General features: G+C 68.8%; 20 protein-coding genes. 11 read left to right on the top strand and 9 right to left on the bottom strand.

What is annotated here, in order from left to right; all coding sequences use genetic code 11:
• Positions 1 to 2: 2 nt before the first annotated feature.
• Positions 3 to 359: a DUF3017 domain-containing protein gene (locus WBG06_RS06685; RefSeq protein ID WP_336735797.1), complete on the top strand. Its 357-nt coding sequence runs from the start codon at positions 3 to 5 to the stop codon at positions 357 to 359.
• Between the two features lie 88 nt (positions 360 to 447).
• Here WBG06_RS06685 and WBG06_RS06680 read toward each other — a convergent pair whose 3' ends face one another.
• Positions 448 to 1,551: an MIP/aquaporin family protein gene (locus WBG06_RS06680; RefSeq protein WP_336735795.1), complete on the bottom strand. Its 1,104-nt coding sequence runs from the start codon at positions 1,549 to 1,551 to the stop codon at positions 448 to 450.
• A gap of 291 nt (positions 1,552 to 1,842) precedes the next feature.
• On the opposite strand from WBG06_RS06680, the gene WBG06_RS06675 reads away from it, so the two are divergent.
• Both WBG06_RS06675 and WBG06_RS06670 read left to right on the top strand, forming a co-directional pair.
• Positions 1,843 to 4,035, top strand: coding sequence for an NADP-dependent isocitrate dehydrogenase (locus WBG06_RS06675; RefSeq protein WP_336735793.1), 2,193 nt, complete (start codon positions 1,843 to 1,845; stop codon positions 4,033 to 4,035).
• A 268-nt stretch (positions 4,036 to 4,303) separates the two neighbouring features.
• The gene (locus WBG06_RS06670) at positions 4,304 to 7,801 is read left to right on the top strand and encodes an ABC transporter ATP-binding protein (RefSeq protein WP_336735791.1); all 3,498 of its coding nucleotides are present in this window, start codon (positions 4,304 to 4,306) and stop codon (positions 7,799 to 7,801) included.
• A gap of 110 nt (positions 7,802 to 7,911) precedes the next feature.
• Here WBG06_RS06670 and WBG06_RS06665 read toward each other — a convergent pair whose 3' ends face one another.
• Both WBG06_RS06665 and WBG06_RS06660 read right to left on the bottom strand, forming a co-directional pair.
• Positions 7,912 to 8,451, bottom strand: a complete 540-nt coding sequence (locus WBG06_RS06665; protein WP_336735789.1) for a Clp protease N-terminal domain-containing protein — start codon at positions 8,449 to 8,451, stop codon at positions 7,912 to 7,914.
• The gene (locus tag WBG06_RS06660; RefSeq protein ID WP_336735788.1) at positions 8,451 to 8,663 is read right to left on the bottom strand and encodes a helix-turn-helix domain-containing protein; all 213 of its coding nucleotides are present in this window, start codon (positions 8,661 to 8,663) and stop codon (positions 8,451 to 8,453) included. Before WBG06_RS06660 ends, WBG06_RS06665 begins: the two co-directional genes overlap by 1 nt.
• Before the next feature lie 120 nt (positions 8,664 to 8,783).
• Here WBG06_RS06660 and WBG06_RS06655 point away from each other — a divergent pair, with 120 nt between their 5' ends.
• Positions 8,784 to 9,986: an MFS transporter gene (locus WBG06_RS06655; RefSeq protein ID WP_336735787.1), complete on the top strand. Its 1,203-nt coding sequence runs from the start codon at positions 8,784 to 8,786 to the stop codon at positions 9,984 to 9,986.
• Between the two features lie 49 nt (positions 9,987 to 10,035).
• Here the strand turns inward: WBG06_RS06655 and ggpS are convergent, their stop codons facing one another.
• Positions 10,036 to 12,291, bottom strand: coding sequence for a glucosylglycerol-phosphate synthase (ggpS, locus tag WBG06_RS06650; RefSeq protein ID WP_336735785.1), 2,256 nt, complete (start codon positions 12,289 to 12,291; stop codon positions 10,036 to 10,038).
• Positions 12,292 to 12,726: 435 nt separating this feature from the next.
• Between ggpS and trpS the strand changes: the two genes are divergently transcribed.
• Genes trpS through WBG06_RS06625 form a run of 5 tightly spaced genes read left to right on the top strand, consistent with a single transcriptional unit; the run spans position 12,727 to position 16,409 of the window.
• A complete protein-coding gene (trpS, locus tag WBG06_RS06645; RefSeq protein ID WP_336735783.1) occupies positions 12,727 to 13,776 on the top strand; it encodes a tryptophan--tRNA ligase in 1,050 nt (349 codons plus the stop codon).
• Positions 13,777 to 13,788: 12 nt separating this feature from the next.
• Positions 13,789 to 14,313 carry a 2'-5' RNA ligase family protein gene (locus tag WBG06_RS06640; RefSeq protein WP_336735781.1) on the top strand — a complete coding sequence of 175 codons (525 nt, stop codon included), beginning with the start codon at positions 13,789 to 13,791 and terminating at the stop codon, positions 14,311 to 14,313.
• 46 nt (positions 14,314 to 14,359) lie between these two features.
• Positions 14,360 to 15,253, top strand: coding sequence for a YihY/virulence factor BrkB family protein (locus WBG06_RS06635; protein ID WP_336735779.1), 894 nt, complete (start codon positions 14,360 to 14,362; stop codon positions 15,251 to 15,253).
• 8 nt (positions 15,254 to 15,261) lie between these two features.
• Positions 15,262 to 16,161 (top strand): phosphotransferase family protein, encoded by a 900-nt coding sequence (locus tag WBG06_RS06630; RefSeq protein ID WP_336735777.1) that lies wholly within the window; start codon positions 15,262 to 15,264, stop codon positions 16,159 to 16,161.
• 23 nt (positions 16,162 to 16,184) lie between these two features.
• Positions 16,185 to 16,409, top strand: a complete 225-nt coding sequence (locus WBG06_RS06625; RefSeq protein ID WP_141791899.1) for an SCO4848 family membrane protein — start codon at positions 16,185 to 16,187, stop codon at positions 16,407 to 16,409.
• A 9-nt stretch (positions 16,410 to 16,418) separates the two neighbouring features.
• Here the strand turns inward: WBG06_RS06625 and WBG06_RS06620 are convergent, their stop codons facing one another.
• Positions 16,419 to 16,874: a MarR family winged helix-turn-helix transcriptional regulator gene (locus tag WBG06_RS06620; protein ID WP_336735775.1), complete on the bottom strand. Its 456-nt coding sequence runs from the start codon at positions 16,872 to 16,874 to the stop codon at positions 16,419 to 16,421.
• A 54-nt stretch (positions 16,875 to 16,928) separates the two neighbouring features.
• Here WBG06_RS06620 and WBG06_RS06615 point away from each other — a divergent pair, with 54 nt between their 5' ends.
• On the top strand, positions 16,929 to 17,345 hold the full coding sequence (locus WBG06_RS06615; RefSeq protein ID WP_336735773.1) for an organic hydroperoxide resistance protein: 417 nt from the start codon (positions 16,929 to 16,931) through the stop codon (positions 17,343 to 17,345).
• A 146-nt stretch (positions 17,346 to 17,491) separates the two neighbouring features.
• Here WBG06_RS06615 and WBG06_RS06610 read toward each other — a convergent pair whose 3' ends face one another.
• The 4 genes from WBG06_RS06610 to WBG06_RS06595 form a co-directional block, all read right to left on the bottom strand.
• A complete protein-coding gene (locus WBG06_RS06610) occupies positions 17,492 to 18,232 on the bottom strand; it encodes a succinate dehydrogenase/fumarate reductase iron-sulfur subunit (RefSeq protein WP_336735771.1) in 741 nt (246 codons plus the stop codon).
• A complete protein-coding gene (locus WBG06_RS06605; RefSeq protein WP_336735769.1) occupies positions 18,229 to 20,283 on the bottom strand; it encodes a fumarate reductase/succinate dehydrogenase flavoprotein subunit in 2,055 nt (684 codons plus the stop codon). The genes WBG06_RS06610 and WBG06_RS06605 overlap by 4 nt, the downstream gene beginning before the upstream one ends.
• 15 nt (positions 20,284 to 20,298) lie before the next feature.
• Positions 20,299 to 21,018, bottom strand: coding sequence for a succinate dehydrogenase cytochrome b subunit (locus WBG06_RS06600; RefSeq protein WP_336735767.1), 720 nt, complete (start codon positions 21,016 to 21,018; stop codon positions 20,299 to 20,301).
• A 108-nt stretch (positions 21,019 to 21,126) separates the two neighbouring features.
• Entirely contained in the window at positions 21,127 to 22,194 is a 1,068-nt protein-coding gene (locus WBG06_RS06595; RefSeq protein WP_336735766.1) for a glycosyltransferase, read from the bottom strand.
• 134 nt (positions 22,195 to 22,328) lie between these two features.
• On the opposite strand from WBG06_RS06595, the gene WBG06_RS06590 reads away from it, so the two are divergent.
• Positions 22,329 to 23,921, top strand: coding sequence for a sulfatase family protein (locus WBG06_RS06590; RefSeq protein ID WP_336735765.1), 1,593 nt, complete (start codon positions 22,329 to 22,331; stop codon positions 23,919 to 23,921).
• Positions 23,922 to 23,924: the final 3 nt, after the last annotated feature.

Genomic DNA, 23,924 nt, shown 5'->3' with positions numbered 1-23,924 from the left:
CCGTGTCCGTCCACCCCCCGCTGACCCCCACACCGGAGGCTTCCGCACCGGTGGCGGTGACACCTGAGAAGACGGACCACGAAGCCGTACGCAGCTTCCCCTCGACCATCGGCGGCATCGTCTATCTCGGAGTCCTGGCGGCAGCGCTCGTCGGTCTCGGGCTCGTCGGCTTCGGCCAATGGCGGGTGGGGATCATCGTCCTCGCCGCGGGGGTGGGCGCGGCGTCGCTCGGACGTGCGGTGCTGCGTACGAAGGATGCGGGAATGCTGGCCGTGCGCAGCCGCTGGTTCGACGTGATCCTGCTGGCGTGCAGCGCGGGTGCGCTGTGGATCCTCGCGGTGACCGTCCCCGGCGAGTAGGACTCAGACAGCCCCAGGACCCACCCACCGGTACGTACACAAGAAGGAAGGCCGCCCCGACCGGGACGGCCTTCCTTCGTGTCGTGGGTCACTGCTCGATCGGGACCCACTCCTGCTTGGCGTAGTCCCAGCGCCAGCCGTCCTGCTCGTAGACAGGCAGGTCGCCTTCGGCGTTCTGGGTGGGCTGCTGCCAGGCCTGCTGGCCGCCACCGGCCTGGCCGCCACCGGAGACGATGGTCCGGTCGCCGGTCTCGGGGGCAGCCGGCGGAGCCGGGTCGGCGGCCGGTGCGGCCGGGGCGGCAGGTGCCGCCGGGGCAGCCGGAGCGGCCGCAGCAGCGGGCGCCGCCGGGGCAGCGGCCTGGGAGTCCCAGGACTGGAAGCTGGGGGCCGGGGACAGGTTGTCTCCGCCGAAGGCGAGGCCCGCTCCCGCGATCTCGGAGCCGTCCTTGTTGAAGAGCAGCGGGTAGACGAACCCGGCGAGGGCACCACCGAGAGCGGGGACGATCAGGAAGACCGGGAGGTCGACCAGCGCGTCGGTGCCCGAGAAGAGCGCCGGCCCGAACGAACGCGCGGGGTTGACCGAGGTGCCGGTCAGCGGGATGCCGACGAAGTGGATCGCGGCCAGCGCGAGGCCGATGGCCAGCGGTGCTGCGGTGGCGTTGGTCCCCGCGCGCTTGTCGGTGACGCCGAGGATGACGAAGACGAAGATGAAGGTGAGCACGAGCTCGACCAGGATCGCGCCGATGAGCCCGGTGCCGGCACCGTCACCGAAGCCGTTGGCGCCGAGGCCGCCGTCGTTCCACGAGTTGTAGCCGGAGGAGAGCGCGACGAGGAACAGCACGATCGCGCCGACGGTGGCGCCGACGAACTGAGCGCCGATGTAGGCGCCCGCGTCCTTCCAGCTGATCCGGCCGGCCGAGGCGACGCCGAGAGTCACGGCCGGGTTGAAGTGGCCACCGGAGATACGGCCGAAGGTGTAGGCGCCGATGACGACGGCGATACCGAAGGCCAGGCCGACCGCCGCGACCTCGAGACGCCAGGGCGAGTTGCGCAGTCCGGCGTGGGTGACTCCCGCGAAGACCGCGACGACTGAACCGCAGCCGAGGAACACGAGAATGAATGTCCCGATGACCTCGGCCGCGAGTTTCTGGATGAAGGTCGGCTCAGCTGCCGACAGTGATTCCTCGGTCATGTCCCCTTAAGCCCTTCAATGTCGGTTGACGTCGGTCAGACCCTTCGACACCCGAGAAGCCGGTCCGGTGGGGCGGACAAACCTCTCAGGTATCAGCAGTCACCTGAACAACATGGAGGTGTTGTCACACAGTAACTCTTTTGTGACGGCACATCGTGGTGCTTAGGTAGGGCGGGGCGGTGTCGCATCGGCTATCAGGTATCTTGACGTCAAGGCACTTACCCGTTTGTCCGGGTCCCCGGCCGAAGTGACCAGCACCGCAGATCGCAACTGTCAGGAGTAGCCACCGCAATGGCCGCACGAATCATCTACACCCACACCGACGAGGCACCGCTCCTCGCGACGTACTCCTTCCTTCCCATCGTCTCGGCCTACGCGGCCAAGGCCGGCGTCGAGATCGAGACGCGTGACATCTCCGTGGCCGCGCGCATCCTGGCGCAGTTCGGCCTCGCCGACGACGCGCTCAGCGAGCTCGGTGACCTGGCGAAGACGCCGGAAGCCAACATCGTCAAGCTGCCCAACATCTCCGCCTCCATCCCGCAGCTCAAGGCCGCGATCAAGGAGCTGCAGTCGCAGGGCCACCAGATCCCGGACTACCCCGAGGCGCCCAGCACGCCCGAGGAGGAGGAGATCCGGGCCAAGTACGACAAGGTCAAGGGCTCCGCGGTGAACCCGGTCCTGCGTGAGGGCAACTCCGACCGCCGCGCGCCGGGCTCGGTCAAGGCGTACGCCAAGGCCCACCCGCACACGAACAAGCCGTTCGCCGACGGCTCCAAGACCACCGTCGCGACGATGGGCGCGCACGACTTCAAGTCCAACGAGAAGTCGGTGACCATCCCGGCCGACGACACCCTCTCCATCGTGCTCGAGAAGGCCGACGGCGAGACGGTGACGCTGCTCGCCGAGCTGCCGGTGCTCGCGGGCGAGATCGTCGACGCGACCTACATGTCCGCGGCCAACCTGCACGCCTTCCTCGAGAACGCGCTCGCCAAGGCCAAGGCCGACGACGTGCTCTTCTCGCTGCACCTCAAGGCCACGATGATGAAGGTCTCGGACCCGATCATCTTCGGCCACGTCGTGAAGGCCTACTTCAAGGACGTCTTCGAGAAGTACGGCGCCGACCTCGACGCTGCCGGCCTGTCCGCCAACGACGGCCTGGGCGCGATCCTGTCGGGCCTCTCCGGCCTGGAGAAGGGCGCCGAGATCGAGGCCGCCTTCAAGGCCGCCATCGAGAGCGGTCCGCGCCTGTCCTACGTCAACTCTGACAAGGGCATCACCAACCTGCACGTCCCCTCCGACGTCATCATCGACGCCTCGATCCCGGCGCTGGTCCGCAACGGCGGCAAGCTCTGGGGCGCCGACGGCGGCGAGGACGACACCCTCGCGGTGATCCCGGACTCCTCCTACGCCGGCGTCTACCAGACCGTCATCGACGACGTGAAGAAGAACGGCCCGCTCGACCCGGCCACCATCGGCACCGTCCCCAACGTCGGTCTGATGGCGCAGAAGGCCGAGGAGTACGGCTCCCACGACAAGACCTTCCAGATCGAGGCCGCCGGCACCGTCCGCGTGCTCAACAAGGCGGGCGACGTGCTGATCGAGCACGACGTCGAGGCCGGCGACATCTGGCGCGCCTGCCAGACCAAGGACATCCCGGTACGCGACTGGGTCAAGCTCGCTGTCAGCCGCGCGCGTGACTCCAAGACCCCGGCGATCTTCTGGCTCGACGAGTCGCGCGCCCACGACGCCGAGCTGATCAAGAAGGTCACGACCTACCTGACCGAGCACGACACCGAAGGTCTCGAGATCAAGATCCTCTCGCCCGAGCTCGCCACCGCGTACTCCCTCGAGCGCCTGCGCAACGGTGAGGACACCATCTCGGTCACCGGCAACGTGCTGCGCGACTACAACACCGACCTGTTCCCGATCCTCGAGGTCGGTACGTCGGCGAAGATGCTCTCCATCGTCCCGCTGATCGCCGGCGGCGGTCTGTTCGAGACGGGTGCGGGCGGCTCGGCGCCGAAGCACGTGCAGCAGCTGGTCGAGGAGGACTACCTGCGCTGGGACTCGCTGGGTGAGTTCTTCGCGCTGGTGCCCGCCTTCGAGAAGTACGCCGAGCAGGCCTCTGCTCCTTCCGCGAAGGTGCTCGCGGCCGCGCTGGACCGGGCGACCGCGACGTTCCTCGAGAACGACCGCTCCCCGGGCCGCAAGCTCGGCACCACCGACAACCGCGGCTCGCACTTCTACCTCGGCCTCTACTGGGCCCAGGAGCTGGCCGCGCAGACCGAGGACACCGAGCTCGCGGCGGCGTTCAAGGGTCTCGCCGAGACCCTCGCCGCCAACGAGGCCACGATCGTCGAGGAGCTCCTCGCGGTCCAGGGCAAGCCGGCCGACATCGGCGGCTACTACCGCCCCGACGCCGAGAAGGTCACCGCCGTGATGCGTCCCTCCGCGACGCTCAACGAGGCGATCGACGCTTTCTGAGACGAGCGCCCTCAACCCTGCGACGGCCCGGCACGGATGTGCCGGGCCGTCGTGCCGTCCCGGACGCTTTCCCGGCGTACGTGACCTTGGTCTCCAAAACTTTCTTCTGATTCCTATAAGTCCAGGTCAGCATCATGTTTGCGATGGGCGTGAGGCGGAAAACCTTTAGGTAGGTGTCGGTGGTCACGCCTACCGTGATGTCCTGATGACTGCGACGCTCTCGACTCCGCCCGCGCCCACTTCCGGCACGTCCCACGGAGTCCCCGCCATGCCTGTCGACCCGAGCCGACAGGTCGACTGGCGACGCCTGAAAGGCCCCGTGACGGTCGCGGCGCTGGTCGCCCTGGCGGTCGCCATGGTGTCCCAGTCGATCGGCACCGTCGTGGCCGGCCGGCTCGCCGAGAACCCGACCGCGAGCCTGGTCGGATGGCTGGCGCTGTGCGTGATCGGTGCGTCGCTGGTCGACTCGACAGCGAAGATCGGCTGGGTCGGAGTCTCCGACCGGGTCGAGGGCAAGCTGCGCGAGGACGTCCTCCAGGCGGCCATGCGACAGCCGCTCTCCGAGCTGAGCGAACAGGCCGTGGGGGAGATCCTCGACCGGGTCGACGACGACTCCCACGAGGTCGGCAACCTGCTGCGCTGGCAGCTGTGGATGCTGTTCCGATCGGTCTTCGCGGCGCTCCCGATGTGGATCGTGGCCAGCTTCACCTGGTGGCCGGCGACCTTCCTGTTCCCGTTGCTGGCCGTGGTGACCTGGTTCGTGATCCGCCGGCTGCTGGGCGAGATCTCGCGGCTGAAGGTCATCGAGGAGGCTGCCTGGACCGACCACGCCGCCGTGCTCGAGGAGGGCATCGCGGGACGTGACGACCTGCGTACGAGCCTCGGGCAGGACCACGTGGTCGCCCGGGTGGCGCGACTCTCGGCGATCGTCCACGAGAAGTTCCGCGCCGTGGTCACGGTCGAGGCGAAGGTCGGCCGCCGCGCCGGTCTGCTGCTGCACTCGCTGCTGGCCGGCATCGGTCTCGCCGGGATCGCGCTCGCCGCGAACGATCGGCTCGGGATCAGCGCGCTGGTGACGTTGTTCCTGGTCACGAGCACGTTCGTGGGCCAGATCGCGATGCTCGCCAGCCACCTGCCCGACATCCAGGCCGGCATGGGTGCCGTCATCCGACTGCGCCAGATGATGGCCACCGAGCCGGAGCCCGAAGGCGGCGCCCCGGTGCCCGCCGGGGGAGCGCTCGAGGTCGACCTGCGCGACCTGACCTTCTCCTACGCCGAGGGCACCTTCGCCCTCCAGGGCATCTCGCTCACGGTGCCGGCGGGCGACACGATCGCCCTGGTCGGCCGCACCGGCTCGGGCAAGTCGACGCTCGCCTCGCTGCTCTCCCGGGCCGTCGAGCCGCCGCGCGGCTCGGTCTTCCTGGGCGGCGTGGACGTGCGCGACCTCGACCTGCAGCAGCTGCGCGCCTCCGTGGGCGTGGTGACGCAGCGTACGGAGATCCTGGCCGGCACGCTCGCGGAGAACATCGCGCTCTTCGACGACCTGCGTCCGCGCGAGGACATCGAGCGCGCCGTCGCCCGGCTCGGGCTCTCCGAGTGGGTCGCCGGCCTGCCTGACGGGCTCGACACCCTGCTCGGTCCCGGCGGCACCTCGTTGTCGGCGGGGGAGGAGCAGCTGGTCGCCTTCGCCAGGCTGCTGGTGCGTGACGTACGCGTGGTCGTGCTCGACGAGGCGACTGCGCGGATGGACCCGCTCACCGAGCGCCGGGTGGTCGCGGCCGCCGACCGGCTGCTGACCGGGCGCACGGGCATCCTGATCGCCCACCGGCTCTCCACGATCGAGCGGGCGCCGCACGTGGCCGTGCTCGACCACGGGCGAGTGATCCAGCACGGTCTGCGGGCCTCGCTGGCGACCGCGCCCGGGCCGTTCCGTGATCTGCTCGAGGCCAGCCGCACCGACCACCACGACTCACCGGCGCCGGACGTCAAGGCTGTCGACCACTCCACCCTCGACCATGTCGCGGACGGCAACGTCGGCGGGAAGCGTCGCTCCGGCGAGCCGCCGAAGGTCGCCGAGGTCGGCACCGGGCCGTCCCTCGCCCGCGGGATGCTGCACGTGCTGTTCCTGCGCCCCGAGTGGGGCGTCGCCGGCGCGCTGCTCTTCCTGTTCGCGTCGATGACGGGTGCGCAGGGTGCGTTCACCGGTCTCCTGTGGGGCCGGATCGTCGAGTCGCTGCAGGACGGCGGCCGGCCGACGGTGCTCTCGGCGCTGCTGGTGATCAGCCTGCTGGCCGCGCCGCTGATGCTCGCCGACGCCTTCTACCGCTACCCGCGCTGGTGGATCGAGGTCATGCTGCGTGCCCGGATGTCGGTGCTCTACGGCCAGACCCGCCAGCACCGCCTGCCGCGTACGCCGCCCGGCGAGGTCGTCGCGCGGTCGATGGACGCGGACCGCTACGCCCGTTACGCCGACCGCTGGGTCGACTTCGTCAACGGCCTGGTGATCGCGACGATCACCGCCCTGCTGGCCGGCACCGCGCTCGCCGGCGCCGTGCTCCTGGTCGTGATGGTCGCCTCGGCGCTGGCCTCCGCGGTCGGCCGGCCGATCGCCGGCCGCTCGGCCGCGGCCTCCTCCGCTGCCCGCGCCCGGTTCGGACGCGCGGTCGTCTCGGCGCTGGAGTCCGTACGCACGGTGAAGCTCGCCGCAGCCACCCCGCAGGTCCACGCCCACCTGCAGCACGTGGACTCGGGCCGCGTCGAGGCAGCGGTGAAGGAGCACCGGGTGCAGGCGTTCCTCGACGGGGTTCCCGCGCTGATGGTGCAGTGCGGCGTCGTCGCGGCCTGGGGCATCTACTTCGGTGGCGGCTGGGGGCTGGCCACCGCGCTGCTGGTGGCCAACGCGGTCTCGGGCTTCGACTGGTTCGGCCGGGTGGCCGGCATGGTCGTCACCGAGGCTCCTGGCACGCGTGCCTGGCAGAAGGAGACCAGCCGGTTCGCCGGCGGTCGTGACCTGATGGACCTACCGCCCGGCGTCGACCTCGTCTCCGGTGACGCACCGGACCCGGGACCGGTGGAGCAGGTGCGGCTGGAGTCGTTGGAGCTCTCGGCGCTGTCCGCGGTCCACGACGACGGCACGATCGGAGTCTCCGACGTCTCGCTGACCGTCGAGCGCGGCGAGCTGGTCCTGCTCGTCGGGCAGGTCGGTTCCGGCAAGTCGTCCCTGCTGGCGTCGCTGGCCGGGCTCATCGAGCACACCGGAACGATCCGGTGGAACGACGAGCTGGTGCAGGACCCGCAGTCCTTCCTGAGGCCCGGCCAGGTGGCCTACGTCGCCCAGGTGCCGCGGGTGCTCTCCGGCACCTTCTCCGACAACATCCGCCTGGGCCACGACCGGCCGTTCGACAGCCCGGTCGCCGACGCGCGGCTCGAGCTCGACGTCAAGGAGGCGGGCGGTCCGGACGCGATCGTCGGACACCGTGGCGTACGCCTCTCCGGGGGGCAGGTCCAGCGCCTCGCCCTCGCGCGAGCACTGGCCGCCGACACCGAGCTGCTCCTGGCCGACGACGTCTCCAGCGCGCTCGACGCGGCCACCGAGATCGAGCTCTGGCGGGCGCTCCGCGAACGGCACACGACGGTCATCGGAGCCACCTCCAAGCGGGCCGCGCTCGCTCAGGCAGACCGTGTCGTCGTCATGGTCGACGGCGAGGTCGCCGCGGTCGGTCCCTGGGCCGAGCTCGCGCCGGCCTGGTCTCACCTCGCCGGCTGATCCCACCCAGCCGAGGCGGGGCGACCCCGGGGGGGGGGGGGGGCCCCCGGGGGCCCCCCGCCCGGCGGGGGGGGTGCCACGCCTCGGCCTGCGGGGGTGACGGCTCGGCCTCAGGCGGCTTCGCCGTGCTCGAGTACGCGGCGCAGCGCAGCAGCATCCACGCCGAGGGCCCGAAGTGCAGCATGTCCTTGCCCCTCTGTCCGGAGGAGGCCGAGCAGGATGTGCTCGGTGCCGATCGAGCGGTCACCCAGCCGGATCGCCTCGCGCAGGGAGAGCTCGAGGGTCTTCTTCGCGTCCTTGGTGAACGGGATGTGGCCACCGAAGCGGCGGCGCGGCTTTCCGCTGCCCAGGGCGCCGGCGCCGAAGGTCTCCTCGACCTTCGAGCGCACCGCGTCCAGGTCGATCCCGAGCGTGGACAGCGCATCGGCGTCGTCGTTGCCGAGCCGCCCGTGGGCACGCTCGATCTCTGCCCGTAGCCCAGCCGCATCGACCCCGGCATCGGCGAGCGCCCGAGCGGCGGACGAGCCGGTGCTGGATCCGACCGCCAGCAGCAGGTGGTCGTCGCCGATGCGGTCGTGGCCGAGCTCGGCGGCGTACGTCTGTGCTGCGGTCACCGCATCGCGGGCCGGCTTGGTGAATCTCTCGAACATCACATCTCCTTCGAGTACTTCTTGTGGACCGCCTGCCGGCTGACCTCCAGCGCGTCGGCGATCTCCTGCCAGGCCCACCCCTGTCGGCGGGCGTTCACCACCTGCAGCCGCTCCAGCGAGTCGGCGAGGCGACGTAGAGCGAGCGCGGCTCGCAGCCCTGTGCGCGGGTCGGCGCTCGCGGCCGACTCGGCAAGATCCTTGGCATCCGTCATGGTGTCAATATAGGTTGACAGACAAGTGATGTCAACTGAAGTTGACGATGCGGCGAGAGGCGGGACCGGCGTCACACCGATTGGCGGAATAGCCCGCAAATCGCCGAAGGTTAGGCAGTAGTGATCGACACCGCCAGCCCCGAGACCGCCGTCAGGCCGGTCAGCCCCGTCCGGTTCGTGATCGCCATGCTCGCCTTGGCGATGGGCGGGTTCGCGATCGGGACGACCGAGTTCGTCACCATGGGCGTGCTGCCCGAGATCGCCGAGGGCGTCGGTGTCAGCACCTCCACGGCGGGTCACCTGATCAGCGCGTACGCGGTCGGGGTGGTGATCGGCGTACCGATCCTGTCGTTCTTCGTCGCCCACCTTCCGCGCAAGGGGCTGCTGCTGTCGCTGATGGCGGCGTATGCGTTCTTCAACGTGCTCAGCGCCGTTGCCGTCGACTACCAGATGCTCCTGGTCGCGCGGTTCCTCGACGGCCTGCCGCACGGCGCCTACTTCGGGGTCGCGACCATCGTCGCGACGTCGATGGCCGCACCGAAGCACCGCGGCCGGGCGGTCGCCCTGGTGATGCTCGGACTCTCGGTCGCCAACGTGATCGGCGTCCCGTTCGCCACCTGGCTCGGCCAGACCGCCGGCTGGCGGGCACCGTACGCCGCCGCAGCGGGCCTCGCCCTGCTGACCGTGGTCCTGGTGCAGCTCTCGGTGCCCCACTTCCCGGGCGACCCGAACGCGACCGGCCGCAGCGAGGCCGGTCGGTTCTTCACCAACAAGCAGGTCTGGCTGACCATGCTCGCGGGTGCGATCGGGTTCGGCGGGATGTTCGCGGCCTACTCCTACATCGCCCCGATCGTCACCGGCACCGCCGGTCTGCCCGAGGGGGCGGTGCCGTGGTTCGTCTTCGCCTTCGGTGCCGGGATGGTCGCCGGCACCTGGGTCGCGGGGGAGCTGGCACGCTGGTCGGTGATGGGGTCCCTGCTCGCCAGCAGCCTCGGCATGGTGGCGGTGCTGACCCTCTTCTGGCTGGTCGCCCCGGCCGGATGGTGGCTCGCGCCGGTCGCCTTCCTCACCACCGCGGTGGCGTCGGTGCTGGTCATCAACCTGCAGGTGCGGCTGATGGACGTCGCCGACGACGCGGTGACCCTCGGCGCAGCGATGAACCACGCCAGCCTCAACATCGCCAACGCGCTCGGTGCTTTCGCCGGCGGTCTGGCGCTGGACGTCTGGAGCGCCCGCGAAGCGCCGTTGGTCGGCGCCGGCCTGGCCGTCGCCGGACTGCTGGTGCTGCTGTGGAGCACCAGCGTCCACCGGCGCCGGGCCTAGGGGTGCGGCCGAGCCGGCGCCGTCCTGACGCGCCGACCCGGCCTAGGGTCTAGAGGTCGGCTTCGTCGGAAGGGTCCGCGGCGGTGGCCGCCTCGACGGCTGCGAGGAACCCGTCGGCCCAGGCCTTGGAGTCGTGGTGGCGGACGGTGTCCCACAGCCCCCGCATCCGGTCCTTGGCCTCGGCCTCGTCCATGTCGACGGCCTGCAGGAAGACCCGGACCATGTCGGAGACGTCGTGGGGGTTGGTCAGGACCGCACCGCGCAGCTCGGCCGCCGCTCCGGCGAACTCGGAGAGCACCAGCGTGCCGCTGGTCCCGAGGAGGCCGTGGACGGCGACGTACTCCTTCGCGACCAGGTTGAGGCCGTCGCGCAGCGGCGTGATCCACATGACGTCGGCGTTGGCGTAATAGGCCAGCAGCTCCTCGAAGGGGATCGGCCGGAAGTAGAAGTGGACCGGCATCCAGCCCATCCGCGAGAACCGTCCGTTGATCCGCCCGACCGCCTGCTCGATCTGGTTCTGCAGCGTCTTGTAGACGGTCATCTCGCCGGCCGCGGGCACGCACACCAGCACCAGGGACAGCTCACCCAGCAGGGACGGGTCCTCGAGCAGCGCCCGCTCGAAGGCCTCGAGCTGCTGCAGCACGCCCTTGGTGTAGTCGAGCCGCGAGACGGCCAGCGCGATCCGCTGCCCCTCGAACTCGTCCTTCACCCGGGCGATCGACTCCTGCACCGCGGGCGAGGAGAGGGTCTGCTCGATCCGCGCGGTGTCGACGCTGACCGGGTTGGCGCCCAGGTGCACGCGGCGCCCGCCGACGTCGATCACCGACGGCATCGTGTCCAGGCCCAGGGCGAAGCCGTAGGTCCGGAACCGAGGCGCGGAGTCCTCCGTCTCGATCACCTCGACCGGTGCGACGCCGCGGGCGACGTCGACGAAGTTCTCGACCTGGCGGGGGATGTGGAAGGAGATGTAGTCGCACTGCAGCAGCGAGCCGATGATCTCGCGGCGCCACGGCACCACGTTGAACACGTCCGCACCGGGGAAGTGGGTGTGGTGCAGGAACGCGATCTTCACGTCCGGCCGCAGCTCGCGCAGATAGGCCGGCACCATCCACAGGTTGTAGTCGTGGATCCAGACGATGCCTCCGTACGCCACCTCGGCCGCCGCCTGCTCGGCGAAGGCCTTGTTCACCCGGCAGTAGACCTGCCAGTCCTCCTCCTTGAACTTCGCGCGCTCCCAGAAGGTGTGCAGCAGCGGCCAGAACGCCTCCTTGGAGAAGCGCTTGTAGAAGACGTCGACGTCGCGTTTCGACAGCGGCAGCCGGGAGGCCACCAGACCGGGGTAGAGCTTGGGGTCGACCACGGTGTGGGTGGCGAAGTTGCCGCGCTTGGGGTCGTCGATCGACCACGCGACCCACGATCCGGTGCGCTCGGTGAAGAAGGACAGCAGCGTCGGGATGATCCCGTTGGGCGACTTCGGTCGCCGGCGCTTGACCTCGCCCTCCTCGATCACCTCGTCGTAGGGGAGGCGGTGGTAGACCATGACGAGGTCGGACTTGCCGGGGTCGTCGGCGTCGTTCTCCGGGTCGTAGATGTGCTCGTCGTCGAGCAGGTTGAAGTGCCGGATCGCCTGCAGGATCCCGCCGGTGCCGGGGGCGGTCGCATGGAACGTACGCTCCTGGTCGCGGGTCGCGTCGAGGAGTTTGTCCTCGGCCTCGCCGACGCAGACGCCCTGGAACCCGATGTCGTACATCGCCAGGTCGTTGAGGGTGTCGCCGGCGACCAGCACGCGGTCCTGGGGGATGCCGAGGTGCTCGACGAGCTTGGTGACCGTGTGGCCCTTGTTGATCCCGCCGGGCAGCACGTCGAGGTAGTGGCTGAGGGAGTAGAGCAGGTCGCAGCCGATCTCCGCGACCAGCGGTGCGAGGTCGTCGGTGACCGCCTCGGGGTCGCAGAAGTAGGACACCCGGCGGTCCTGGGGCACGTTCTGGCGCACCAGACCGGGGCGGTCGCCGATCTTCTCCAGCACCGTGAGCTCGCCCGGCCACTTGGCCGAGATCTCCTGCTGGATGGGCTCGACCGCGAGCAGGTCGTGTCCGGTCACGATGGTGGCCCCGACGTCACAGATGATGAAGTCGGGTGTCGGGATGGTCGGGTCGGCCAGCAGTGGCAGCACCGACTCCAGTCCACGACCGGTGACGAACGAGAGCAGGACGTCCTCGCGGCGGCTCAGTGTCTGGTAGAGCTTGACCTTCGCCTCGGGGTCGCCGGCCAGGAAGGTTCCGTCCAGATCGGTAGCGAGCAGCATGCGTGCATTGGCAGCGGACGTGGGGTTCACAGATCTCCTCGAGGGTCGCCTGGCCTCGAGGCCGAAACGGCTGCTGGCCCCGAGGCTGCGGACCCCTGGGAGGATCCGCGGGTCAGCCAACCACGTTAACAGGGGCGGTTGTCCCGCTGGAAACGGGGAACTGGCCGGTCAGCGAATCCACGCCGAGCAGAGACTCTCAAGACGTCCACAAACTCGTAAGAAATTGGATGCACTTCGTCGGTAACCCCGTTGAGGGTCTGTCGTTGATGGGTCATGCGGATCCTGCCCGTGGCCTTCACGACTGCGGGCGACCATGGTCCTCGACGTTGATCACGGGGGGCGCCGAGGCCCATGGCCGGCACGCAGATCAGGTGCCGCGGGCAGGATCCACTGTCGTTTCGAGCCTTTCGGCGACTGGCTGACAGAATGCGCACCATGACCGGAAGCACCGCTCCCACGACTCGGCCCAGGGTCCTCTCCGGCATCCAGCCGACCGCGGACTCCTACCACCTCGGCAACTACCTCGGCGCGGTCCGACAGTGGGTGAGCCTGCAGGACGAGCACGAGCCGTTCTTCTTCATCGCCGACCTGCACGCGATCACGATCGAGCAGGACCCGAAGGTTCTCCGAGAGCGTACGCGGCGGGCCGCCGCCCAGCTCCTGGCGGCCGGTGTCGATCCGGAGCGGTCGGCGATCTTCGTCCAGTCCCACGTCCCCGAGCACGCCCAGCTCGGCTGGGTGATGCAGTGCATCACCTCCTTCGGCGAGGCCCGGCGGATGACCCAGTTCAAGGACAAGTCCGCCAAGGGCGGTGAGGGTGCCGCCTCCGTCGGCCTCTTCTCCTACCCGATGCTGATGGCCGCCGACATCCTGCTCTACCGCCCGGCGTACGTCCCGGTCGGCGAGGACCAGCGGCAGCACCTCGAGCTGACCCGCGACCTGGCGCAGCGGTTCAACAGCCGCTACAAGAAGACCTTCCGCCTCCCCGAGCCCTACATCCTCAAGGAGGTCGCGAAGATCTACGACCTCCAGGACCCGACGATCAAGATGTCCAAGTCGGCCTCGAGCCCGAACGGCCTGATCGACATGCTCGACGACCCGAAGGTCTCGGCGAAGAAGATCCGCTCCGCGGTCACCGACTCGGAGATGGAGATCCGCTTCGACGAGGACGCCAAGCCGGGCGTCTCCAATCTGCTCCGGATCTACTCCGCGCTGACCGGCTCCGACATCGACACCCTGGTCGGCAAGTACGCCGGCAAGGGCTACGGCGACCTCAAGAAGGATCTCGCCGACGTCGTCGTCGACTTCGTCACGCCGTTCCGGGACAAGACCTTCGAGATCCTCGAGGACCGGGCCTATCTCGACGGCATCCTCGAGCAGGGTGCGGAGAAGGCAGGCGTGGTCGCTCGCAAGACTCTGGCCGATGTCTACGAGCGGGTTGGCCTGGTGGCCCCCACTCTGTCCCCCGACCGGCCCCTCGGCTAGTAAGGTCGGCGCATGCGCACCATCGGTGTTGCCATCGCTATCCCGGAGCCATGGGCACGTCAGCTCCAGGACTACCGGACGTCTCTCGGGGACGCGACGGCGACCATGATCCCGACGCACATCACTCTTGTGCCACCGACGGAGATCCACGACGATCTCCTGCCGGATGTCGAGAGCCACCTCGAGGCCGCGGCCTCGAGGGTCGCTCCGTTCAGCGTGCATCTACGTGGCACGGGCACGTTCCGGCCGGTCTCGCCGGTGGTGTTCGTGGCCGTCGTGCAGGGCATCTCGGGCTGTGAGCAGCTGGCCAACGCCGTCCGGCAGGGTCCGCTCGACCAAAAGCTCACGTTCCCGTATCACCCGCATGTCACGATCGCTCACGACCTTCCCGACGCTAGCCTCGACAAGGCTTTCGGTGAGCTGGCCGACTTCGAGTGCGAGTGGTCGGTCGAGGAGTTCCACCTCTACGTCCACGACGACACGGAGGGGTGGCGCCCGACCAGGGAGTTCGCACTGAGAGCTGCACTGACCGGCTGAGGCGTGCTCGCGTCCCGGCCACGTTCGACGGATGGGGGATCTCGGGATGGAGAAGATCAAGGCGAAGGTAGCCGAGCTGCGGGCTCGTTTCCCGGCGCTGGACCGGGTGCTGCGTACGCAGGAGCACTATGGCGAGGTCGGCGCGGCCCAGCAGGCCGGGGCGATGACCTACTTCGGGTTCCTGTCCACGTTCCCGATCCTCGCGCTGGCCTTCTTCGCCGTGGGCGAGATCGCCAAGGTGTACGCCGGTGCCGAGAGCGACCTGGTCGAGGCGATCGATCAGGTGCTGCCCGGTCTCGTCGGCGACGGCCCCGGGCAGCTGAAGATCGCCGACATCGAGAGTGCTGCCGGCACCGTCGGGATCATCGGTGTCTTCGGTCTGCTCTACGCCGGCCTCGGTTTCGTCGACGGCCTGCGCAAGGCGCTCCAGATCGTCTTCGTGGTGCCCGAGGACGCCCAGCCGGGCTTCCTGGCGGCGAAGGCCCGCGACCTGGTCGCTCTGGTCGTGCTGGGCGTGATCCTGCTGGTCGCGGTCGCCTTCACGGGTCTCGTACGCACCTTCTCGGTCAACGTCCTCGACTGGATCGGGCTCGACGAAGGCTTCGGCTGGCTGATCGTCCTCCTCACGCTCGCGCTCGGCCTGGCCGCCAACACCGTGCTCTTCTTCGCGATGTTCCACCTGGCACCCCAGAAGGACACCCCGAAACGTCCGCTGCTGGCCGGAGCGCTGATCGGCGCGATCGGCTTCGAGATCCTCAAGCAGGCCTCGACCATCCTGCTGAAGGCGACCCAGGGCCAGCCGGCGTTCCAGGCCTTCGGCATCGCCCTCATCCTGGTCGTCTGGATCCATTACACCTCCATGGTGATCCTGTACGCCGCGTCCTATGCCTACGTCGGGGCGAACCCGGCGGAGCAGGACGAGCAGAGCGACCCCGTGTGAGCTGAACGGTGGCCACGCCTCGCCCGCTCGTCGCCTCGGTCCTCAGGTCGGTCTGTGGACGCGACCTCGAGCAGCTCGTACCTCTCACCGGCGGCGGGATGAACGAGACCTACCGTGCCGAGCTCGGCGGAGACGTGGCCGTGGTCGTACGCATCGCGCGACACCCGACGCCATGGTTCGTCGACGAGGCCCACATGATGACCCAGGCGCGAGCGATCGGTGTGCCGACGCCGGAGATTCTCGGGCTGGAGCATCTCGAGCGCGACGGCGAGGTGCTCTCCTTCTCGGTGCAGCAGCACCTGCCGGGCCGGTCGCTCGACACGCTCGTCGGCGATCTGTCCGAGGCGGATCTCCACCGCTGCATCGTCGACGCCGGCGAGCTGATGGCGCTGGTCCACAGCGTCGAGCCCGACCTCGACCGAGGCGTCCGGCATGAGCTGCGCTGGCCGGAGGATCGAGATGTCGAGACGGTCACGCGCACCGTCACGCGGACGCTCGGCCCGGCCGCGGCTGCGGTTCTCGAGCGTGGTGTCGCCTTTCTGCGCCAGCAGATCACGGCCCGTCCGGCCGTCCCGTACGTGCTCGCCCAGGGCGACTTCATGCCGGCCAACCTGCTGGTCCACGAGGGCCGGATCGTCGGCGTGATCGACTGGGAGTTCGCCGGAGCGGCCGCGCCGGCGTTCGATGTCGGTCGCTGGCTGGTGTCGGCGCGTGACCCGTTCGCAGATCGCCTGGACCTGCTTCGCGAGGGCTATGCCCGGGTCGCCGACCCGGTCGCCGCCGAGGCCGGACTGACCCCTGCGTACGCCGTCGACTGGATTCTCGAGATGCTCGCCTGGCGGAACCCGGCCTCGGTCAGCCAGTTCCGACGATGCATCGACGTGATCACCCGCATCACTGCGGATTGACCTCGGATGAGAGAGTCGTGTCCATGAAGCTCGAGAAGACTGACGGCGCGCTCCTCCTGGTCATCGGGATCTGGACGATCGCGATCTGGACCAACTTCGGCCGCAACCTCGTCAAGACCGCCAAGGACCCGGAGCAGACCCGGCCCAAGCCCTACTACATCGCCCACGCGGTGCTCGTGGTCGTCGATGTGCTCCTCGGGGGCCTGCTGATCAAGTTGGGCGTCCAGCGGCTGCTGACCCGGGGATAGATCTATCCCTCAGGCGGAGTCGGCCGTGTCGAGGTGGTCGACCAGCTCGGTGAGCTGGTCGCGCAGGGCGAGCGCCTCGTCACGGGTGATCCCCATCGACGCCCCGAGCTGCTGAGGTACGCCGGCGACCTGCTCCTCCAGCGCCCGGCCCTGATCGGTCAGGCTGACCAGCACCCGGCGCTCGTCGCCGGGATCACGGTCGCGCCGCAGGTGGCCGGCGGCCTCGAGTCGTTTGAGCAGCGGAGTCAGGGTGCCGGAGTCGAGCCGCAGGCGCTGGCCGAGCGCGGTCACGGTCAACGCCTCGTCGGCCTCCCAGAGCACCAGCATCACCAGATACTGCGGATAGGTCAGGCCCGTCCCCTCCAGCAGCCTCACGTAGCGCTTCGTGACGGCGCGGGTCGCTGCGTACAGGGGGAAACAGAGCTGTAGGTCGAGCGCGAGCTGCGGATAGGTACGTCCGGACACATCGACCAGTCTACTCCCTTGCGCGATTAAGTTGTGCGCAATATAGTTGTGCACATGACACCGATCTACACAGCTTCCGCAGTCAGCACCGGCGACGCCCGCAACGGCCACGTACAGTCCACCGACGGTCTCATCGACGCCGACGTCCGCATCCCCAAGGAGATGGGCGGTGCCGGTGGCGCCACCAACCCCGAGCAGCTCTTCGCCGCCGGGTACGCCGCCTGCTTCCACTCCGCGCTCAAGCTCGTCGCCGGCAAGGCGAAGGTCGACATGACCGACTCCGAGGTCGTCGCCGACGTGAGCATCGGTGACAACGGCCAGGGCGGTTTCGGTCTCGCCGTGCAGCTCGAGGTGACCATCCCCGGCACCGACGCCGCGACCGCCCAGCAGCTCGCCGACCAGGCCCACCAGGTCTGCCCCTACTCCAACGCCACCCGCGGCAACATCGAGGTCAAGCTGACCGTCGCGTGAGCGGTCCGTTCGTCAAGGTATGCAGGTGAACGAACACATCCCGTGCGGAACTCCGCACGGGATGTGTTCCTTGTGCTGCATACCTAGACGAACGCACAGGGCCGCCCTCCCTCACGGGAGGACGGCCCTGGAGAGTGAACCTGTCGTCAGCCGAGGATCATCGACTTGCGAAGGTCCTTGTTGAGCTGGGAGATCACGTCGAGCGGGATCTCCTTGGGGCAGGCGGCGGCGCACTCACCGATGTTGGTGCAACCGCCGAAGCCCTCGGCGTCGTGCTGGGCGAGCATGGTCTGCACGCGCGAGTAGCGCTCCGGCTGGCCCTGCGGCAGCTCACCGAGGTGGGTGATCTTCGCGCCGAGGAACAGCGAGGCGGAGCCGTTGGGGCAGGCGGCGACGCAGGCGCCGCAGCCGATGCAGGTGGCCGTGTTGAACGCCCGCATGGCCTTGTCGCGCGGAGCCGGCACCGAGTTGGCCTCGGGGGCCGAGCCGGTGTTGGCCGAGATGTAGCCGCCGTTCTGGATGATCCGGTCGAACGCGGAGCGGTCGACGATCAGGTCCTTGACGATCGGGAACGACGCGGCGCGCCACGGCTCGATGGTGATCGTGTCGCCGTCCTTGAACGAGCGCATGTGCAGCTGGCAGGTCGTGGTGACCTCCGGGCCGTGCGCCTCGCCGTTGATCATCAGCGAGCACATGCCGCAGATGCCCTCGCGACAGTCCGAGTCGAACGCGACCGGCTCCTCGTTGTTCTGCAGGAGCTGCTCGTTGAGCAGGTCGAGCATCTCGAGGAACGACATGTCCGAGGAGACACCGTCCAGCTCGTACGTCTTGAGCGCACCCTTGTCGGACGCGTTGGCCTGCCGCCAGATCTTGAGGGTGAGCTTCACTTGTACGACCTCTGCTTCATCTCGATGGCGGTGTAGATCAGGTCCTCCTTGTGGAGGATCGGGGCGCCGTCCTCGCCGCCGAACTCCCAGGCCGCGACGTAGGCGAACTCGTCGTCGTGACGCAGCGCCTCGCCGTCCTCGGTCTGCGACTCGGACCGGAAGTGGCCGCCGCAGGACTCGCGCCGGTTGAGCGCGTCGATGCACATGAGCTCACCGAGCTCGATGAAGTCGGCCACGCGGCCGGCCTTCTCGAGGTCCTGGTTGAGGGAGTCGGCCGAGCCGAGGACCTTGACGTTGGTCCAGAACTCCTTCTTGAGCTCGCGGATCAGGCCGATGGCCTTCTTGAGACCCTCGGCGTTGCGGTCCATGCCGCAGTACTCCCACATGATCTGGCCGAGCTCCTTGTGGATCGACTCGACCGAGCGGGTGCCGTTGATCGACATGAACTTGTCGATCCGCTCCTGGACCGACTGCTTGGCCTCGACGACCGCCGGGTGGTCCTCGGAGATGGCCTCGAACGGGCCGTCGGCGAGGTATTCGCGGATGGTGTTCGGCAGCACGAAGTAGCCGTCGGCGAGGCCCTGCATCAGCGCCGAGGCGCCGAGGCGGTTCGCGCCGTGGTCGGAGAAGTTGGCCTCGCCGGTGCAGTAGAGACCCTCGATGTTGGTCGAGAGCTCGTAGTCGACCCACAGGCCGCCCATCACGTAGTGGACGGCGGGGTAGATCCGCATCGGAACCTCGTAGGGGTTCTCGCCGGTGATCCGCTCGTACATGTCGAGGAGGTTGTCGTACTTCTCCTCGATCGCGTCCTTGCCGAGGCGCTCGATCGCGGCACCCAGGTCGAGGTAGACGCCGCGACGGAACTTCTTCACCGAGCCGTCGGCCTGGGTCTCGTCGACCTCCGGCCCGACACCGCGGCCCTCGTCGCACATGTATTTCGCGGCACGCGAGGCGATGTCGCGGGGGACCAGGTTTCCGAAGGAGGGGTAGATCCGCTCCAGGAAGTAGTCGCGGTCCTCCTCGGGGATGTCGCGCGGGTCCTTGGCGCAGTCCTCGGCCTTCTTGGGCACCCAGATGCGGCCGTCGTTACGCAGCGACTCCGACATCAGGGTCAGCTTCGACTGGTGGGCGCCGGTCACCGGGATGCAGGTCGGGTGGATCTGCGTGTAGCAGGGGTTGGCCATGTAGGCGCCCTTGCGGTGCGCACGCCACGTGGCGGTGACGTTGGACCCCATCGCGTTGGTCGAGAGGTAGAAGACGTTGCCGTAGCCGCCGGTGGCGAGCACGACCACGTCGGCCAGGTGGGTCTCGATCTCGCCGGTGACCATGTCGCGGGCGATGATGCCGCGGGCCTTGCCGTCGGCGACGATCAGCTCGAGCATCTCGTGACGCGTGAACTGCTCGACCGTGCCGGCCGCGACCTGGCGCTCCATGGCCTGGTAGGCGCCGATGAGCAGCTGCTGCCCCGTCTGGCCGCGGGCGTAGAACGTACGCGACACCTGCACGCCACCGAAGGAGCGGTTGTCGAGCAGGCCGCCGTATTCGCGGGCGAAGGGGACGCCCTGGGCCACGCACTGGTCGATGATGTTCACCGACTCCTCGGCGAGGCGGTAGACGTTGGACTCGCGGGCGCGGTAGTCGCCGCCCTTGACCGTGTCGTAGAAGAGCCGGTAGGCCGAGTCGCCGTCGCCCTTGTAGTTCTTGGCGGCGTTGATGCCGCCCTGGGCGGCGATCGAGTGGGCCCGACGCGGGGAGTCCTGGTAGCAGAACGACTTCACGTTGTAGCCGGCCTCGCCGAGCGTCGCGGCAGCAGCGCCACCGGCCAGGCCGGTGCCGACGATGATGACCGACAGCTTGCGGCGGTTGGCCGGGTTGACCAGGCGGTTCTCGAACTTGCGGGTCGTCCAGCGCTCCGCGATCGGACCGGTGGGGGCCTTCGGGTCGACGAGCTTGTCGCCGAGCACGTAGTAGCCGGCGGCGTCGTCGGATTTCTGGACCGGGGCCTCGTTGGTCGGGGTGAGGCCGGGCAGGTAGTGGGTTCCAGCAGCCATGTGTGTCAGATGTCCTTACGAGATGACGCCGAAGACGGTGAACAGGGGAACCAGCGAGAAGCCGCCGGCGACCACGATCGCGACGACCCAGCCGGCGATGCGGGCCCTGGCACGCGACTCAGCGGTGTTGGTGAACCCGAGCGTCTGGATGGCGCTGAAGGTGCCGTGGTGCAGGTGGAAGGCGAGCGCGAGCATCGAGGCCAGGTAGATGAGGACCATCCACCACTGCTCCGGCTGGAACGCGTTGATCAGCAGCTGGTAGGGGTTCTCGGTGACGTTCGGAGTCTGCCCGCCCTCACCCACGTTGATCTTCACGATGGTGAACTGGAGCAGGTGCCACACGACGAACAGGAGCAGGGCCACGCCGCCCCAGCGCATGGTGCGCGAGGAGAGCGACGAAGCCTTGTTCTTCTTCACCGCGTACTTCACCGGTCGCTGCGCGTGGGCACGCATGGAGAGCGCCACCGCCGAGCTGACGTGCGCCACCAACGAGGCCAGGAGCACCACGCGAATGATCCAGAGAAGGCCGCCGTACGGCAGCATCGGCTCCCCGAACGTACGCAGGTGCTCGGCATACTCATTGAAGGCAAGCTCGCCGCTGAAGGCTTTGAGGTTGCCGTACATGTGCACGAGCACAAACAGGATGAAGACGATGCCGCTGGCCGCCATAAGGAGCTTCAGGGCGATCGTCGAGCGCGTCGACCGCGCGCCTTTGATCAGAGTCGTGGTTGCCACGGCACGCACGCTACTACTCCCGCTACCCGAACTTGTACGCAGGGAGTATGTGACATTTCAGTCTCTGCTGGGGCGCGCGGGGTTACTGACGAGTATCTTCGTGGGGAGTTAGGCAAGCCTAACAGCAGGGTGTGCGTCGTCGTCCAGCGCGACCAGACGGGCCAGCAGCTCGTCGACGGCACCGGTCCACGGACGTGTGGCGGCCAGCTCGCGACCACGGCTCCCGAGCAGGTGTCGACGAGGATCGGAGACGACCGAGGCGACCGCGTCGGCGAGCTCTCGGCTGCGGGCCGGGTCGTAGAGCACGCCGGTCTCCAGATGCCGGACGATCTCGGCCGCCGCGCCGGCGCGCGGTGCGACCACCGGGACGGCGCTGGCCGCGGCCTCGCGCAGGATGTGGCCGCATCCCTCCTCGTCACCCGGGTGGACGAGTACGTCGAGCGAGGCCAGGGCGATGGCCAGGTCGCCGGTGCCCAGCGGACCGGTCAGCTTCGCCTGCGGGATCCGCTGCTTGAGCCACCCGCGCTGCGGCCCGTCGCCGATGATGACCAGGCGGATGCCGGGCACCGAGGTGAGCTCGGCGAGGCGGCGTACGCCGTTGCTCTTGGTCAGGCCGCCCGCAAAGCCGACCACGACGAGCGGGGTGGGACGGGACTTGGCCTTGGACCAGCGCCGGTGGAGCCAGTCGTCCCGCAGGCTGGGCGAGAAGGCGGCGGTGTCGACGCCGGGGGTCCAGACCTCGGCGGGAACGTCGATCGCAGCGAGGGTACGTCGCAGCCACTCGCTCGTGACGAAGATCTCATCGGCATACGCGGCGATCGAGGTGTTCCAGGTCAGTGCCGCCTTGGGGGAGAGGGGAGACTGCTGGACGACCAGCGTGGTCGCGCCGGCCGCCGTCGGTGACGACAGCGCCCGGCGGCCGAGGCGACCGGGGTCGAAGGCGACCACGACGTCCGGCTCGAAGGACTCCAGGGCGCCGCGTACCTGGCGGCCGGTCTTGGCGATCGGTGAGATCCGGGCGACCCGGCTGTTGCGATAGACGGACAGGCCGGGGCCGGGTGCGACCAGCAGCACGTCGTGGCCGGACTCGATCATGCGGTCGGCGATGGCCTTCACCGTGGTTGTGACACCATCGACGGTAGGAAAGAAGCTCTCGGTGACCAGCGCCATCTTCATGGAGCAAGCGTCCTGCCCGGGGATGGCGAGAGCGCGACACGTGCGTTGATCTGGGATGAACCATCGGCGCAGTGGCAGGCTTTCCGTGCTTCGGCGGACCCAGCAGCAATCGATCAGTGTGATGAGGACATTCAGTGGCGGTATCCAGACGGATCCGGGCGCTCTCGGCGGCCCTCGCGGTCGCGGGGGTCGTGGGTATGACGGGCTGTGGCCAGGCGCCGAGGCAGGAGCCGTCGGCCGGCCGTGGCTCCGATCAGGCCTCGACCCGGACGCCCGCCTTCGAGATGCCCGTCGAGAAGCCCAACCTGCTGATGATCACGGTCGACGACCTCTCCTCCCTCGACATGGACTACCTGCCGAGCGTCAAGAAGCTGATCGGTGAGAGCGGTGTGACCTTCACCGACGCGGTCGCGCCGACCCCGATCTGTGTGCCTGCACGGGCCTCGCTCCTCTCGGGGCAGTACGCCCACAACCACGGCGCTCACACCATCCATGGTCCCGAGGGTGGCTACCCGTCCTTCGACGACTCCGCAACCCTGGCCACCTCGCTGCAGGATGCGGGCTACACGACGGTGTTCACCGGGAAGTACCTCAACGAGTACGGCGAGAAGAAGAGCAAGCGGGACGTACCTCCGGGGTGGGACGAGTGGCGCGCGACCATCGACCCGTCGACCTACAACTACCTCGGCGCGAAGTTCAACGTCAACGGCCGCGTCGTGAAGCCGAAGGGCTACTCGACCACCGTCATCACCCAGCAGGCGCAGGCGGCGCTGCGGGACGCGAAGAAGAAGGTGACTCCCCGGGCCGAGGCCGATGCCGAGGCCGACGCGAAGCCGTGGTTCCAATGGGTCAACTACGTCGCGCCGCACGTCGGCGGGCCGACCCAGAAGGGCGACCCCAAGCAGCGCTTCCGCGGCACCAAGGGCGCGATCGGGGTGCCGGTCCCGGACGCGCAGGACCGGGACGTCTATGCCGACAAGCCGATCCCGCAGCAGCCCAACCTGTTCCCGGAGAACCGCAAGGACTTCCCCAAGGGCTCGCCCTCGCGGAAGAACCCGACCCAGATCGAGAAGGACGCCTACCGGATCTCGCATCAGCGGCGGATCGAGTCGGCGCGCAGCCTGGACCGCAACATCGCCTCGATGCTCGAGGGGCTGAGGGCCAGTGGTGAGCTGGAGCGGACGCTGGTCGTCTTCACCTCCGACAACGGGTTCTCGACCGGCTACCACAACTTCAACGGCAAGCTCTGGTACTACCACGAGACCCTCGCCATCCCGGTGCTGATGAGCGGCCCGGGAGTGCCCGAGGGCCGCGAGGTGACGACTCCGGTCACGAACCCCGACATCGCCACGACCCTGCTCGCAGTGGCCGGCGCCGAGGACCCGCACGAGCCCGACGGCATCGACATCATGCCGTGGCTGCGTGCGCCCGAGCAGGCGCGGGTCATCCCGATCGAGGCGTGGCCACCTTCCGACGGCACCTCGCGGCTCTGGTCCGGCGTGCAGGTGGGGCGATGGACCTATGTCGAGCTCACCACCGGCGGCGTCGAGCTCTACGACCGCACGACCGACCCCTATGAGATGAACAACCTCGCCGACGATCCCGACCAGGCGGAGACGGTCTCGCGCCTCGCGAAGCTGACCGAGAAATATCGCGACTGCAGCGGCGACGGCTGCCCCAAGAAGATGTACGCGGCGGACCGCCCCCTTGATCTGACGGGATTCTGACGC

The sequence above is a fragment of the Nocardioides sp. CCNWLW239 genome (assembly GCF_037137035.1).
Classification (GTDB): domain Bacteria; phylum Actinomycetota; class Actinomycetes; order Propionibacteriales; family Nocardioidaceae; genus Nocardioides.
The sequence above is the reverse complement of the archived record's forward strand: the minus strand, read 5'-3'. Positions and strand labels throughout refer to the sequence as shown.

Excerpts from the sequence above, each read along its gene's own strand:
- WBG06_RS06635 (WP_336735779.1), top strand. The coding sequence starts at position 14,360 with ATGGAGAAGATCAAGGCGAAGGTAGCCGAGCTGCGGGCTCGTTTCCCG.
- WBG06_RS06665 (WP_336735789.1), bottom strand. The coding sequence starts at position 8,451 with ATGTTCGAGAGATTCACCAAGCCGGCCCGCGATGCGGTGACCGCAGCA.
- WBG06_RS06680 (WP_336735795.1), bottom strand. The coding sequence starts at position 1,551 with ATGACCGAGGAATCACTGTCGGCAGCTGAGCCGACCTTCATCCAGAAA.
- WBG06_RS06670 (WP_336735791.1), top strand. The coding sequence starts at position 4,304 with ATGCCTGTCGACCCGAGCCGACAGGTCGACTGGCGACGCCTGAAAGGC.
- WBG06_RS06595 (WP_336735766.1), bottom strand. The coding sequence starts at position 22,194 with ATGAAGATGGCGCTGGTCACCGAGAGCTTCTTTCCTACCGTCGATGGT.
- ggpS (WP_336735785.1), bottom strand. The coding sequence starts at position 12,291 with ATGCTGCTCGCTACCGATCTGGACGGAACCTTCCTGGCCGGCGACCCC.
- trpS (WP_336735783.1), top strand. The coding sequence starts at position 12,727 with ATGACCGGAAGCACCGCTCCCACGACTCGGCCCAGGGTCCTCTCCGGC.
- WBG06_RS06625 (WP_141791899.1), top strand. The coding sequence starts at position 16,185 with ATGAAGCTCGAGAAGACTGACGGCGCGCTCCTCCTGGTCATCGGGATC.
- WBG06_RS06660 (WP_336735788.1), bottom strand. The coding sequence starts at position 8,663 with ATGACGGATGCCAAGGATCTTGCCGAGTCGGCCGCGAGCGCCGACCCG.
- WBG06_RS06640 (WP_336735781.1), top strand. The coding sequence starts at position 13,789 with ATGCGCACCATCGGTGTTGCCATCGCTATCCCGGAGCCATGGGCACGT.
- WBG06_RS06675 (WP_336735793.1), top strand. The coding sequence starts at position 1,843 with ATGGCCGCACGAATCATCTACACCCACACCGACGAGGCACCGCTCCTC.
- WBG06_RS06605 (WP_336735769.1), bottom strand. The coding sequence starts at position 20,283 with ATGGCTGCTGGAACCCACTACCTGCCCGGCCTCACCCCGACCAACGAG.
- WBG06_RS06615 (WP_336735773.1), top strand. The coding sequence starts at position 16,929 with ATGACACCGATCTACACAGCTTCCGCAGTCAGCACCGGCGACGCCCGC.